The sequence below is a fragment of the Amycolatopsis halotolerans genome (assembly GCF_042647905.1).
Lineage (GTDB): Bacteria > Actinomycetota > Actinomycetes > Mycobacteriales > Pseudonocardiaceae > Amycolatopsis > Amycolatopsis halotolerans.
Genome location: NZ_JBHRWI010000028.1, coordinates 35,719 through 48,966 on the forward strand (window position 1 = coordinate 35,719; position 13,248 = coordinate 48,966).

The following is a 13,248-nucleotide window of genomic DNA, read 5'->3' on the forward strand; positions in this document are numbered from 1 at the left end:
TACCGTGAGAGACGGTTCGCGAGACCACGAACCGAGAATGTCCGCTGCGAGCGAGCACAGCGCCCGGATGACGGGTAGCGTCGGAGACAACGGTCGTCAGCCGTCGCCAGCGCTGCGGCCCGTGTGCACGAGAGGGAGGCGAAGCCCGATGAGCGAGATGCGCGTCGTCGGAGTGCGGGTCGAGTTGCCCGCCAATCAGCCGATCTTGTTGCTGCGGGAGACCGAGGGCGAGCGGTACCTGCCGATCTGGATCGGCTCGGTCGAAGCCACCGCGATCGCCCTGGAACAGCAAGGCGTCCGGCCCGCCCGGCCGCTCACCCACGATCTGCTCAAAGAGGTCATCGGCGCGCTCGGCCGCGAGCTCGAGCAGGTCGTCATCACCGACCTCAAAGAAGGCACCTTCTTCGCCGAACTCGTCTTCGACGGCGACATCCGCGTTTCGGCCCGCCCGAGCGATTCGGTCGCGCTGGCGCTGCGGATCGGCGTCCCGATCCACGCGGTCGACGCGGTGCTCGAAGAAGCCGGCCTGATCATCCCGGACGAGCAGGAGGACGAGGTCGAGAAGTTCCGCGAGTTCCTCGACTCCGTCTCCCCGGAAGACTTCCGCGGCGCCGACACCTGAGGCGCCCCCGCCCGGCGGTTTCCCGCTGGGCGCGAGCTCATCGCGCGGTGGCGCGGGCGAACAGGTCGGCCAGCTCCCGGCCGTAGCGGTCCAGGTCCACCTCCGGATTCGCGGCGTAGGCGGCCGCGACCCCGTCGATGGCCTGTGCGATCGACAGCGCCACGATCTCCGGCGAAATGTCGCCGAACGCCCCTTCCTTGCGGCCCTGGTCCAGCTGCCGCTGCAGCGCGCCGGTGCGCAGCTGCCCGACCATGACGCCGGTCATCGCCCAGCCGTCTCGGTCGTCGGCGTGCGCGGCCATCTCGACCAGCACCCGCTCGCATTGCGGGTAGTCGCGCAGGAACGCGACCGAGGTTTCGATGTACGCGCGCAGGTTCGCCGGCCGGTCCGCCGGGTCGACGCCCTCGCTGCGCTGGCGCAGGTATTCCGATTTGGTCTCGGACACCGTGCTCAGCACTGCCTGCATGAGGCCGGCCTTGTTGGTGAAGTGGTACGAGATCAGCCGAGTGCTGCTGAGCCCGGCCCGCTCCTTGATGCGCGCGAAGGTGGTGCGCGCGTACCCGTGGTCGGCGATCGTCGCGATGGTCGCGCCGATGATCTGCGCCCGGGTGGTGGCCTCGGTGACGCTGAGGCCGAGTTCGGCTTGCGTGTCGATGTTTACTTGCATGAGTAACAAATTATCTGGCTGAGTAAAAAATGTCAATCCCGTACGGCGAACGGGCCAAAGCCTCGACACGGCCTTGAGGTCCGCCGCGCGTCGCGTTGACCGGCTCGCGGCGCAGCCTTACCGTCAAAGGCGGTAAATCGCCACGATGTGATTCGCCGACCCGGCGTGCTCGTGGCAGTTTTCCCCGGCCGATCCCGATCCTGGGCTCGACCGGCCTGTCGAACGCCCTGCCGCGAGGCCGGGCGAGGGGAGGCTTGCGGTGGTCGAGGCTGGTCGTCCGGAGATACCTGCCGGACCTGTCGCCGACGGCGAGCAGGGCGAGCTGTTCCCCGACGCCTCGCTGCCCGACGAGCTGGTCGGCTACCGCGGTCCCGCGGCCTGCCAGATCGCCGGGATCACCTACCGCCAGCTGGACTACTGGGCGCGCACGAAGCTGGTCGCGCCCAGCATCCGGACGGCGCACGGTTCGGGGTCGCAGCGGCTGTACTCGTTCAAGGACATCCTGGTCCTCAAGGTCGTGAAACGCCTGCTGGACACCGGGGTCTCGCTGCAGAACATCCGCGTCGCGGTGGACCACCTGCGCGTGCGCGGGGTGCGGGACCTGGCGAAGGTCACGCTGTTCTCCGACGGCACCACGGTGTACGAATGCACCTCGCCGGAGGAGATCGTGGATCTGCTCCAGGGCGGCCAGGGCGTGTTCGGCATCGCGGTCAGCGGGGCGATGCAGGAGATCAGCGGCACGATCCACGAGTTTCCGGCCGAGCGCGCCGACGGCGGTCTCGTCGAGGCGGTCGTGCCGGACGAGCTGACCCAGCGCCGCAACGCCCGCCGCACCGGCTGATCTTCCCCCGCGCTAGACTGGGCGCGCGATCGACGATCCCGCGCGGGAGAGACCGGACCGGCATCCCCGGACCGGCGCCGAAGGAGCAAGTCCTCCCCGGAACCTCTCAGGCACCCTGGACCGCGCGGACGAGACGCCTCTGGAAAGCGCATCGGCAGGAGACCACCAGCCGGTGCCGCCGACGGTGCAAGCCCGGGTATCCACGCGGGTGAAACTCTCAGGCGCCCCTCGGGGTACGGACAGAGTGGGGAGGGCCTTCTTCGCGTGCGCGCCGGTGAGGTTCAGACCTCCCGGGTGGTCTGAACCTCGTGCATGTGGTCAAGACCACATCCCGGCGTTGTCCTCGGGTCAGCCCGGAATCTTGTCCAGGAAGCCGTGCACCTTGGCGATCCGGCCGTCGGCGATCTCCACGACGTCGAACCCGATCGCGATCGGCTCGGGGTTGCCCGGGGCCGACAGGTGCCACTGGAACCGCGCGAGATCGTGGTGCGCGTCCGGCTCCGCGGGCAGGCTGAAGGCCAGTCCGGCGAACTGCGCCTGCGCGCCGCCGATGAACCCGTCGATCTCGTCCTGTCCGGCGACCGCGCCGAGCGGATCGGTGTAGGTCGCGCCCGGCGCGAAGACCTCCGAGACGAGCTGGCGCCGCCGCTGCGGGTCGGTCTCGTTCCAGACCTCGAGGTAGCGGCGGGCGATGGCGGCGGCGGTCGGGGCGGTGGTGGTCATTTCGAGGTTCTCCTTGCGTCGTACCGTTTTCGGTAGGGCCAAGCCTGTCGGAGGAACGGCGGCTGGTCGATTACGCGGGAGGTAATCGGTTCGCCGTGCTAAACCGGGGCATGGACTACGGCCGCCTGCCGATCGACCGGCAACTGGGGAAATTCCGCGAGATCGTGACGCGCAACGAGATGGTGCCGGAAGTGCTCGCCCGCGCGGCGGAGCTGGCTCTTCCCGGCTGGTACCTGACGGCGGGCTGCCTGTGCCAGACCGTGTGGAACGTGGTGACCGGACGCCCGCCCGCCGAGGGCATCAAGGACTACGACCTGTTCTACTTCGACGACTCGGATCTCAGCTGGGAAGCGGAGAACTCGGTCATCGAAGAGGGCGCCCGGAGGTTCGGGGATCTCCCGGTCACGGTGGAAATCCGGAACGAGGCGCGGGTGCATCTCTGGTACGAGGACCGCTTCGGCGTGCCTTGCCCGCCATATCCGTCTACCGAGACGGCCATCGACTCCTTTCCGTCCACGACGCCGTGTCTCGGGATTCGGCTGGACAGCGAAGGGGAGTGGCAGGTCTACGCGCCGCACGGGTTCGCCGACATGTTCAACCTCGTCGTGCGGCCCAATCCCGGGCACGCGCCGCGGAGCAGTTACGAGGCGAAAGCCCGGCGGTGGCAAGAACAATGGCCGACGTTGACCGTCCTGCCGTGGCCCGGTTGACGCGTGCCTAGGGTGCGGCGTACTTTCGATACGAAACGGTAGCGTATCGAAAGTAGGTTCGGGTGTCGGACTCGCCAGTCGTGGGCAGACCTCGCGATGCCCGTCGGGACCTCGCGATTCACGAGGCAGCTTTGGCGGTGCTGACTGAGGTCGGCTACGACCAGTTGTCCATCGAGGCGATCGCGGCGCGGGCGGGCGTGGCCAAGACGACGATTTACCGCCGGCACCGCGACAAAGCGGCGTTGGTCGCGGCGGCGGTCGAGCAGCGGCAAGGTTCTGCTCCGCCCGAACCCGTCGCCGGGGGATTGCGGGAGAACCTGCTGGCCGTCGTGGGTTGGCTGGCGCGCGAGATCGAAGAGCAGGAGATCGGATTGCTGGGCGCGCTGTTCGCGGGCATGCGCGGCGATGCCCGGCTCGCCGACGAGATGCGCCGGATCCTGCGCCGGGACCAAGCCGCGATGACGGATCGGCTGCCGGGCGAGGAGCTGGCGCCGGGCGCGGCCGAGTTGTTCGCCGAGGTCGCGCCCGCGGTGATCGTGCACCGGATCGTCTTCGCCGGAGAGCGGTGCGACGAGCGGTTCGTGCGACACCTCGTCGACGACATCCTGCTTCCCTTGCTGCGGAAAGGAATCCAGTCATGATCGTGATCACGGGGGCGACCGGTGCGCTCAACGGGGCGACCGTGGAGCATCTCCTCGAGCGCGTCCCGGCGGAGCGGATCGGCGTGTCCGTCCGGGATGTCGCGAAGGCGCAGCACTTCGCCGAGCGGGGCGTGCGGGTGCGGCAGGGTTCCTACGAGGATCCGGCGGCGCTGCGGAATTCCTTTGCGGGAGCCGAAAAGGTGCTGCTCGTTTCCTCGAATGACCCGCACGCGGACGGGGCGAGCTTGCATCGCGCGGGCATCGAGGCGGCGGTAGCGGCTGGGGCGCAACGGATTCTGTATACCAGTCACCAGAATTCCCGAATGGACACTCCTTTCCCGCCGGGGCCGGAGCATGCCGCGACCGAACGGATTCTCGCCGAGTCGGGGGTCGCGTGGACGGCGCTGCGCAACGGGTTTTATGCGCACAGCCTAGGTTGGCTGCTCGGGAACTGGCGGGAGACCGGGGTGATCTCGGCACCGGCGGACGGGCCGGTTTCCTGGACCCATCGTGCCGACGTCGCCGAAGCGGCGGCGGTCATTCTGGCCGGGGACAGGGCGTTCGACGGTCCGGTGACTTTGACCGCGCGACGGGCGGTGACGTTCGACGACGTGGCCGAGATCGCCTCGCGGGTCAGCGGACGCGAGGTGAAGCGCGTGGTCGCGGACGACGAGCAGTGGATCGCGGGCGAGTCAGAGGAGATGGCGCGCCTGAAGCTCACGATGTTCCAGGCGGCCCGCCAAGGCCACTTCGCCGAGACAAGCCCGGTGCTGGCCGAGCTTCTCGGACGCGAACCGAACGACATCACGCTGTAGACCCGAAAAACTCCCGGCAGAAGGTCCGGAACGTTTCCGCGCGCCGGGTCAACCGGGCACCCTCCGCGCGGGCCAGCACGACCGGCGTCGTCGGAACCCGCTCGCGCAACGGACGCACGGCGAATGGCGTGCCTTCGACGGAAAGCTCCAACGGCGGTCGCTGCACAGAGAGCGTGTAGCCGAGCCCTCGCGCGACCAATGCCCGCGCGAGTTCGAAGCTCGTCGTGCGGTGTGCGACCGGCATCGGAAGTCCGACGGAGGCGAACACGTCGCGGAAATAGCGCTCCGACGGCGGTACGTCCAGCAGGACGAACGGCTCGTCGGCCAAGGCGCGCAACGAAACCGTCTTGCGGCGCGCCAGGGAATGGTCCGGCGGGAGGAGCACGCTCGGCGGCTGGTCGTACAGCTGGTCCACCGCGATTCCCGGCACGAGGTCTTGCCGGTACAGCACGGCCAGGTCGCAGCGGCCCTCCAGCAGGAGATGCTGCAGGTCAGGCAGGGTGCCTTCGACGAACGTGACGTCGACTTCCGGGTGCTGGGTGCGGAAGGTCGCCAGCGCGGCGGGCACGTGCAGCGGCGCGAGAGGTGTGTAGCAGCCGAAACTCAGGCGTCCGGCGAGGTCTTGGCCGTAGTCGCGGGCCGTGGTGCCGAGTTCGGCGACGGACGTGAGCACCGCGCGGGCCTCGCCGACGACCTGGCGGCCGGCGTCGGTCAGCGCGGTCGTCCGGCCGGGGCCGCGAAGGATGAGCTGCACGCCCAAAGTCCGTTCCAGCGAAGCGATCGCCAGCGACACCGCCGACTGCGACACGTGACAGCTGTCCGCCGCCGCGGTGAGACCGCCGGTGTCCGCGACCGCGACCAGATACTCGAGCTGGCGCAACGAGGGAGACATGAGCTCACCTTATGTCCTTCACCAGAAATGTGAACTGGACCGATGACCGTCGACGCGGCAGGGTCGGAGCATGACCCGGCACCAGCACCCGTTCGTCCCGTACGCGCCGCCCCGGCTGTCCCCGGAGGAAAGCCTCGCGCGCGGGCAGGAGCTGTACCGGCTGCTCGACCAGCGCCGGTCGGTCCGCTGGTTCTCGCCGGACCCGGTGCCGCTCGAAGCGATCGAGACCGCGGTGCGGATCGCGAACACCGCGCCGAGCGGCGCGCACCACCAGCCGTGGACGTTCGTCGCGACGGCGGACCCGGACGTGAAACGCGCGGTGCGCGAGGCGGCCGAGATCGAGGAACGGAAGTTCTACCGGGAGCGCGACGCGCCGGACTGGCACGCGGCGCTCGCCCGGCTCGAAACCGACGAGCACAAGGAGTTCCTCGAGGTCGCGCCGTGGCTGGTGGTCGCGTTCGCGCAGAAGAGCACGCCGCTGCCGGACGGTTCGCTGCGGAAGAACTACTACGTCAACGAGAGCGTCGGCATCGCGTGCGGCATGTTCATCACCGCGCTGCACACGATGGGCCTCGCGACGCTCACCCACACCCCGAACCCGATGGGCTTCCTCAACGAGGTCTTCGAGCGCCCGGCCACCGAACGCCCGTACATCCTGTTCCCGGTCGGCTATCCCGCGCCGGACTGCGAGGTGCCCGACCTCGACCGCAAACCGCTCGGCGAGGCGCTGGTGGTGCACGCGCCGTTACCTCGGGGGTAATGGTCTCCCGGCCGGCGACGCCGTAGCGTCGGACGGGTGACGACTACGGTGAAGGCCCCGGTCGGCGAACTGCTCCGGGAATGGCGCGACCGCCGCCGCATCAGCCAGCTCGACCTCGCGATCTCGGCGGACATCTCGACACGCCACCTGAGCTTCGTGGAGACCGGAAGGTCCAAGCCGAGCCGGGACATGGTGCTGCGGCTGGGCGAGCACCTCGACATCCCGCTGCGGGAACGGAACCGCCTGCTGCTCGCCGCGGGCTACGCACCGGCCTACGGCGAGTCCGACATCGGAGCACCGGAGATGACCGTGGTCCGCGAAGCCGTCCGGCGCCTCCTCGCCGGCCACGACCCGTACCCGGCGGCAGTGGTCGACCGCGGCTGGAACCTGGTCGACGCCAACCTGAGTCTTGGCGTGCTCACCGAAGGCATCGCACCGGACCTGCTGACCGGGCCGGTGAACGTCCTGCGCGCGACGCTGCACCCGGACGGGATGGCCCCGCGGGTGCTCAACCTAGGGGAATGGCGGGCGCATCTGCTGGGGCGGTTGCGGCGTCAGGTCGAGCAGACCGCGGATGCCGGGCTCGCGGAGCTGCTGGAGGAGCTGCGGGGCTATCCGTGCGACGACGAGGTTCCGGAGGTCGAGGTTCCCGGGCCGGGCGACATTTTCGTGCCGCTGCGGTACCGGCAGGGGGATCTGGAGCTGACGTTCTTCAGCACGGTGGCGACTTTCGGGACTCCGTTGGACGTCACGGTCGCGGAGCTGGTGATCGAGTCGTTCTATCCGGCCGATCCGGCTACGGCGGCTTTCTTGCGCGAGCGCGTAACAGGTTGAGGCACGTCGCGGGCGGTTTGCGGACGCCGGGCTTGAGTCGCGTGGCCATCCGTGCGAGGACGAGGTTCCGGAGGCGGAAAACCGGCGACCGCTGCTGTGAGCGGATCGCGACTGCCGGGGTTGGCCGAGTTCGCGGGGTGCGGCTGTCCCCTCCGCCATCGACGTTCCGGAAGCGGTCCGCCGCCCTTCTGCGCGAGCGCGTGACCGGCTGAGCGCCGTTACGATCGGGGCATGCGGGCGTTCGTGGTGACCGGACCGGGGGAGGCTGGTCCGGCCGAGGTGCCGGAGCCGGTCGCCGGGGTCGGCGAGGTGGTCGTCGACGTGGAACGGGCCGGAGTCTGCGGCACGGACGTCGAATTCTTCACCGGCGACATGCAGTACCTCGCCGACGGCCACGCCCGGTACCCGATGCGGCTCGGCCACGAATGGTGCGGCACGGTGTCCGAGGCCGGTCCCGGCGTGCACCCGGCGTGGGTCGGCCGCCGCGTCACCGGCGACACGATGCTCGGCTGCGGGGACTGCCGACGCTGCCGGGGCGGCCACCAGCACGTCTGCGAGAACCGGCAGGAGGTCGGCATCCGCGGCGGCCGGGCCGGGGCGCTGGCCGAACGTCTCGCCGTGCCGGTGCGCTCGCTGCACGAACTGCCGGACGCGCTGGATCCCGTCGTCGGCGCGCTGGTCGAACCGGGCGGCAACGCGTGTCGCGCGGCGCGGGCGGCGGCGGGGGAGCGAGTGCTGGTTCTCGGGCCGGGGACGATCGGGTTGCTCACCGCGCTGTTCCTCCAGGCCGCGGGCAGCGAGGTGCATCTCGTGGGCGCGACGCCGTGGTCGGTGGAATTCGCGCGTGGCTTGGGTTTCTCGGCTGGCACCAGCGTTCCGGAGCCGCCCTTCGACGCGGTCGTGGACGCCACCGGCGATCCCGCGGCACCGGCGCTCGCCGCCGAGGTGGTCGAACCGGCGGGGCGGGTCGTCTACATCGGACTCGCGGGGCGGCCGAGCCTGCTCGACACGCGGGCGTTGGCGCTCAAGGACGTTACGGCGATCGGTGTGCTGAGCGGCTCGCCGGGATTGGCGCAGGCGATCGACGCCTACGCTTCCGGCGAGGTGGATCCGCGGCCGTTGGTGGCGGCGACGGTAGGGCTGGCCGAGGTCGCGGCGGTGCTGGGCGGGGAACGGCCGCCGGGCGCGCCGAAGATCCACGTCGACCCGCGCCGGTAACCAGGTTGCTTGGCGGGCGCGGAAACGAGAGGGTCGGGGCATGAGCGCCGACCTGACTTTCCGCCAGCCGACCGAAGCCGACCACGCCCGCGTGCTTGCCGCGCTGGGCCCGTGGTGGGGCGGGCTGAAGGGCGAAGCCGGTGCGCGGGAGCGGGCGTCGCTGGTGCCGCGCCTGTACTTCCAGCACTTCACCACGTTCAGCCGCCTGGCCGAGCGTCCGGACGGGACGCTCGCGGCGTTCCTGATCGGCTTCGTCTCGCAGACCGACCCGTCCGTCGCGTACATCCACTTCGTCGGCGTCGACCCGCAGTTGCACGGGCAGGGGATCGGCCGGTCGTTGTACGAATGGTTCTTCGGCCGGGTGCGGGAATCGGGAGTACTGAAGGTCAAGTGCATCACGAGCCCGCAGAACACCGGCTCCCGCGCCTACCACGCCCGGCTCGGGTTCGAGGTGTCCGAGGTGCTGCCGGACTACGACGGGCCTGGGCTGGACCGGGTCGCGTTCACTCGCAGCCTGGCCGCGGAACCAGCCTGACGGTGCTGCCGGGCTCTCACTCCGCGTTGAGTGGTTCGAGGAAGCCCGCGACGGCGGCGGAGACCTCCTCGGGCGCGAGCTCGGCCATGTGGTGCCCGGAGTCGATGCCGTGCCCGCGGACGTCCTCGGCCCAGCCCCGCCAGATGCGCAGGGGATCGCCGTAGAGGTCTTCCAGGTCGTCGCGCAGGGACCACAGGACGAGCACCGGCTGCTTGAGCATGCGGCCGGCGGCGCGGTCGGCGAGTTCATCGCGGTAGTCCGCGGTGAGACCGGCGCGGTAGTCCTCGAGCATGCCGCGGACGACTTCCGGGTCCCGCATCGCCGCGCGCCATTCGGCGTGGTTCTCGCTGCCCATCTTTTCCGGATCGCCTCGATACCACGAGTCGGGGTCGGTGTTGATCACGCGCTCCGGGGTTTCGGGCTGGGCGAAGAAGAACCAGTGCCACCACGCGGTCGCGAACCGCGGGGTGATCCGGCCGAGGTGCTCGCTGATCGGCAGGCAGTCGGCCAGCACCGCCCGGAGCACCCGGTCCGGATGGTCGAGGGCCATGCGGAGCGCGAGATAGCTGCCCCGATCGTGCCCGACCACGGCGAACTGTTCGTGGCCGAGTGTGCGCATCACCGCGAGCAGCCGACGCGCATTCGCCCGTTTGGAATGCGGCTCGTGGTCGTCGGCGGGTTCCGGCTTCCCGGACCGGCCGTATCCGGGAAGGTCGGCGCACACGACCGTGAACCCGCGCTCCGCCAACCGGGGCGCGACCCAATGCCAGGTCGCCGAGGTGCGGGGATGTCCGTGCAACAGCAACACCGGCGGGCCGCTTCCCCCGTGCCGCACGAAAACGGGGCAACCGGCGCCGTCCAGCGTCTCGGTCGTAAAACCATCGAACATGAATTCACTTTCCCCGGGTTCCCCTGCGGTGCGCCGTGACCGCGTCGGCGACCGGTCTTGTTCCGCTGTGCGGCAAACGGTTCCGGCGGTGCTCAAGAGCCCGGGGCAGCCCGTGTTCTCGGCCGCCGGATGAGGATGTCGCGCCCCGCAAGGGCAATCGCGCCGTGGTCAGCGGGCTTCGATGACGGTCCGGAACTGCTCGGCGGCCCGCTCGACCTTCTTCTGCGGGTCGGCCAGCAGCGACGCGACCGCTTCGCCCAGTTTGCCCGCCGGGGGCTCGTACTCGAGGGAGATCTCGACGCCGGTGCGTCCGTCGCCCTTGTCGTCGAACCGGACGACGCCGGAGTTGCGCACGTCCGGGTCCGCGTCGTCCACAGTGGTCCACGCGATTTTGCGCGGCGGCGAGTCCTCGGCGATCCGGGCGTCCCATTCCACTGTGGACCCCGCCGGTCCGTCGACCTTCCAGCGGGTGCGCGTCTCGTCGCCGTCCACCGGCTGGACTGACCGGACGTCGGAGAACAGTTCCGGCAGCCGCGTCAGGGGCCGCCACCAGTCGTAGCAGGCCTGGGCGGGGGCGTTGACTTCGAGGTAATGCGCTGCGGCAGCCATGGGGCCTTTCCTTGGAGATTTCGCGGAGTCTTGCCGAGCTCTCCGGCTACCCGGCCGGGCGGGGGAGCAAACGCGCCGGGCGAGTGCCCAGCGTGCCGCGCTTCCGCGGAACGCCGTGCCGGGTAGGCTTTTTCTTCGGTCGTTAAACAGGCAGCGTCCACCACCCGCTGGTCGCGGCGTGCCCTGCGCCCGGTCCAGCCCGCTCCGAGGAGTGCGTGTGGCTGCCGCCGAGTGCCGAACACGTTGTACAGACCAGTCCGACCCGGGCATCGCGGGATCCGGCTCCGCGGGAAACGCGGGCGTGCGGCAGCCGTGACCGACCTGAAGATCATCCCCCGGCAGGTCGGGGACGCCGTGGTGCTGACCTTGCCGGGCCGGCTGGCGGCGACCAGTCCCGCCCAGATCGCCGAGGCACTGCACAGCGCGGGCGGCGGCGTCGCGCCCGGAACGCGCCTCGTGATCGATCTGCGGAGCGTCGGCTCGTTGCCCGGCTGGCTGGCGCGGACGCTGGTCTCGTTCGCTCGCGATCGCGATTGCGTGCTGGTGGCGGACCCGGAGCAGGCCGAGTCCGTTGTAGACGGTCCCGGTGCCGCCGTCCGGCAGGCAGCCTCGCTGGGGGAGGCGCTCGCCGAGCCCGGCGGCGTGCGGCAGCCGTTCCCGGCGAGCGGCGCGGTGAGTTCGCTGGCGTTCGACAGCGACGATCTCGGCCGCACCGAGGCGTTCCTGAGCAGCGCGTACGCGCCGATGCGGATCGGCAGCGACACCGGGCACGCGGGCACACGCATCAGCAGGCACTCAGTGGACGGGCTGAGCGCCGACCGGCTCGATCTGTCGTTCGAGATGACCTACGACGTCGAGCCGCTGGGAACCATCTGCCTGTGCGACGTCGAATCGGGCACGATCGAGGACCATCGGGTGGACGGCTGGGCGGAAACGGAAGCGTTCGGCCCGGGGGATCTGGTGTCCTTTTCGCCGCCGGATCGGCCGTACACCGGACGGGTCGCGCGCGCCAAGTACAGCATCACGATGTTCGATCCGGCTCTGCTGAGCCAGGCGGCGGGCGTCGACCAGCCGGTGCGGTTGCTCGGCCACCGGCCGGTCGAGGCCGGTGCCGCCCAGCATCTGCGGACTGCCATCGCGCACCTGCGCGACGACGTCCTCGGAGTGCCCGGCGTCGGGGAGAATCCGCTTGTCGTGGCGGCGGTGTCGCGTTACCTCGCCGTGGCCGTGCTGAACGCGTTCCCGCACACGGCGTCCGGCGAGCGGGCCGGAGACGGGCTCGACGCCCATTCGCGGACGCTCCGCCGCGCGATCGCGTTCATCGAAGCCAACCTCGACCGGCCCGTCGACATCGCGGAGATCGCCGCAGCGGCGCGGGTCTCAGCCCGGGCGGTGCAGCTGGCCTTCCGAAGACACCTCGGCACCACTCCGATGGCCTACCTGCGCCGAGCCCGTCTCGACCGCGCCCGGGCAGAACTGCGTACCGCGGTGCCGGAGCAGGACACCGTCGCCAGGATCGCCGCCCGATGGGGCTACACCCCCAGCGTGTTCGCCGCGCACTACCGGGCTGCCTACGGCGAGCCGCCGTCAGCGACGCTGCACCGGGAAGCAGGCCCGCGAGTTCGTTCTTCCGGCAGCCCGAGTTTCGTCCGGGCGGGGAACGAGCAGAGAAGCGAAAACCGTGCGGCGAAAACGAACACGCCAGCTACCGGCCGGGAGAGCGCCGCGCCGGACGCCGGATCTGCCTCGCCGGCCAGCGAGCCGGACCTGGCTGCCCTGGGCGAGTTGGCATCACTGACGAGGATGTCCGCGAGGTCGGTGACCGACGTGGTGCAAAAGGTCGTCGACGTGGCCGCCGCGGTGGTCGAGGGCGCGGACCTGGTCAGCGTCACGGTGCTCGCGCCCGACGGCCGGTTCAGCACCGCGGCGCGGACCGGCAAGGCGGCCGCCGAACTCGACCGGATCCAGCACCGCCGCGGAGAAGGCCCCTGCGTGGAAGCGGCCCGCGCGGACGGTCCGGGCTGGGTCGTCAGCTCGGACTTGACCACCGAGACCCGGTGGCCCCGGTTCACCGCCGCCGCGACCGCGCTCGGCTGCCGCTCGGTGTTTTCCGCTCCGCTCCCGCCCGGACCAGGCCCGGACCGGCTGGCGGGAGCGTTGACCGTTTACTCCCGCAGCCCGGACAGCCTGACCGAGGCCGACCGCCGGGCCGTGCTGCTGCTGGCGACACACGCGTCGCTGGCACTGGCGAACACGCAGCTGAGGAGGACGGCCGAGGTGCGCCGCGCCCAGTTCGCGCGTGCCGTCGACACTCGGGACGTCATCGGACAGGCCAAGGGCATCCTGATGAACCGGGAGGGCCTCACCGCCGACGAAGCGTTCGACCTGTTGCGCCGGATGTCCCAGGAGCTGAACGTGAAGCTGGTCGATTTGGCGCGCACTCTCACCGGGCGGCACGGGGAACTCGACGAGAGGTGACCGGCGCCCGCCGC

At 70.4% G+C, this 13,248-nt stretch carries 15 protein-coding genes and 1 riboswitch; of the genes, 10 read left to right on the plus strand and 5 right to left on the minus strand.

What is annotated here, in order from left to right:
• The first annotated feature begins 148 nt into the window (after positions 1-148).
• Entirely contained in the window at positions 149-622 is a 474-nt protein-coding gene (locus tag ACFORO_RS24025; protein WP_009078856.1) for a bifunctional nuclease family protein, read from the plus strand.
• A gap of 37 nt (positions 623-659) precedes the next feature.
• On the opposite strand, the gene ACFORO_RS24030 is transcribed toward ACFORO_RS24025, so the two are convergent.
• The gene (locus ACFORO_RS24030) at positions 660-1,289 is read right to left on the minus strand and encodes a TetR/AcrR family transcriptional regulator (protein ID WP_354734846.1); all 630 of its coding nucleotides are present in this window, start codon (positions 1,287-1,289) and stop codon (positions 660-662) included.
• A gap of 259 nt (positions 1,290-1,548) precedes the next feature.
• Between ACFORO_RS24030 and ACFORO_RS24035 the strand changes: the two genes are divergently transcribed.
• The gene (locus ACFORO_RS24035) at positions 1,549-2,130 is read left to right on the plus strand and encodes a MerR family transcriptional regulator (protein WP_009078853.1); all 582 of its coding nucleotides are present in this window, start codon (positions 1,549-1,551) and stop codon (positions 2,128-2,130) included.
• A gap of 33 nt (positions 2,131-2,163) precedes the next feature.
• Positions 2,164-2,263: riboswitch (glycine riboswitch) on the plus strand.
• Positions 2,264-2,478: 215 nt separating this feature from the next.
• Here ACFORO_RS24035 and ACFORO_RS24040 read toward each other — a convergent pair.
• Positions 2,479-2,853 carry a nuclear transport factor 2 family protein gene (locus ACFORO_RS24040; protein WP_377875248.1) on the minus strand — a complete coding sequence of 125 codons (375 nt, stop codon included), beginning with the start codon at positions 2,851-2,853 and terminating at the stop codon, positions 2,479-2,481.
• Between the two features lie 110 nt (positions 2,854-2,963).
• On the opposite strand from ACFORO_RS24040, the gene ACFORO_RS24045 reads away from it, so the two are divergent.
• The 3 genes from ACFORO_RS24045 to ACFORO_RS24055 all read left to right on the plus strand — a co-directional run bounded on the left by ACFORO_RS24045 (position 2,964) and on the right by ACFORO_RS24055 (position 5,019).
• Positions 2,964-3,563, plus strand: a complete 600-nt coding sequence (locus tag ACFORO_RS24045) for a nucleotidyltransferase family protein (protein WP_377875250.1) — start codon at positions 2,964-2,966, stop codon at positions 3,561-3,563.
• An 80-nt stretch (positions 3,564-3,643) separates the two neighbouring features.
• Complete coding sequence (locus tag ACFORO_RS24050; RefSeq protein ID WP_377875424.1) at positions 3,644-4,204, plus strand: TetR/AcrR family transcriptional regulator; 561 nt, start codon at positions 3,644-3,646, stop codon at positions 4,202-4,204.
• The gene (locus tag ACFORO_RS24055; protein ID WP_377875252.1) at positions 4,201-5,019 is read left to right on the plus strand and encodes an SDR family oxidoreductase; all 819 of its coding nucleotides are present in this window, start codon (positions 4,201-4,203) and stop codon (positions 5,017-5,019) included. Before ACFORO_RS24050 ends, ACFORO_RS24055 begins: the two co-directional genes overlap by 4 nt.
• Here the strand turns inward: ACFORO_RS24055 and ACFORO_RS24060 are convergent.
• A complete protein-coding gene (locus tag ACFORO_RS24060) occupies positions 5,009-5,911 on the minus strand; it encodes a LysR family transcriptional regulator (protein ID WP_377875254.1) in 903 nt (300 codons plus the stop codon). The two genes, ACFORO_RS24055 and ACFORO_RS24060, sit on opposite strands and share 11 nt — an antisense overlap.
• A gap of 70 nt (positions 5,912-5,981) precedes the next feature.
• Between ACFORO_RS24060 and ACFORO_RS24065 the strand changes: the two genes are divergently transcribed.
• The 4 genes from ACFORO_RS24065 to ACFORO_RS24080 all read left to right on the plus strand — a co-directional run bounded on the left by ACFORO_RS24065 (position 5,982) and on the right by ACFORO_RS24080 (position 9,258).
• Positions 5,982-6,671 carry a nitroreductase family protein gene (locus tag ACFORO_RS24065; RefSeq protein ID WP_377875256.1) on the plus strand — a complete coding sequence of 230 codons (690 nt, stop codon included), beginning with the start codon at positions 5,982-5,984 and terminating at the stop codon, positions 6,669-6,671.
• 36 nt (positions 6,672-6,707) lie between these two features.
• Entirely contained in the window at positions 6,708-7,505 is a 798-nt protein-coding gene (locus tag ACFORO_RS24070; RefSeq protein WP_377875258.1) for a helix-turn-helix domain-containing protein, read from the plus strand.
• A 231-nt stretch (positions 7,506-7,736) separates the two neighbouring features.
• Positions 7,737-8,723 (plus strand): zinc-dependent alcohol dehydrogenase, encoded by a 987-nt coding sequence (locus ACFORO_RS24075; protein WP_377875260.1) that lies wholly within the window; start codon positions 7,737-7,739, stop codon positions 8,721-8,723.
• Positions 8,724-8,763: 40 nt separating this feature from the next.
• Positions 8,764-9,258 carry a GNAT family N-acetyltransferase gene (locus tag ACFORO_RS24080; RefSeq protein WP_377875262.1) on the plus strand — a complete coding sequence of 165 codons (495 nt, stop codon included), beginning with the start codon at positions 8,764-8,766 and terminating at the stop codon, positions 9,256-9,258.
• A gap of 16 nt (positions 9,259-9,274) precedes the next feature.
• On the opposite strand, the gene ACFORO_RS24085 is transcribed toward ACFORO_RS24080, so the two are convergent.
• Positions 9,275-10,147 (minus strand): alpha/beta fold hydrolase, encoded by an 873-nt coding sequence (locus ACFORO_RS24085; protein ID WP_377875264.1) that lies wholly within the window; start codon positions 10,145-10,147, stop codon positions 9,275-9,277.
• 168 nt (positions 10,148-10,315) lie between these two features.
• Positions 10,316-10,756: an SRPBCC family protein gene (locus tag ACFORO_RS24090; RefSeq protein WP_377875266.1), complete on the minus strand. Its 441-nt coding sequence runs from the start codon at positions 10,754-10,756 to the stop codon at positions 10,316-10,318.
• Positions 10,757-11,068: 312 nt separating this feature from the next.
• On the opposite strand from ACFORO_RS24090, the gene ACFORO_RS24095 reads away from it, so the two are divergent.
• Positions 11,069-13,234, plus strand: coding sequence for an ANTAR domain-containing protein (locus tag ACFORO_RS24095; RefSeq protein ID WP_377875268.1), 2,166 nt, complete (start codon positions 11,069-11,071; stop codon positions 13,232-13,234).
• Positions 13,235-13,248 lie beyond the last annotated feature (14 nt).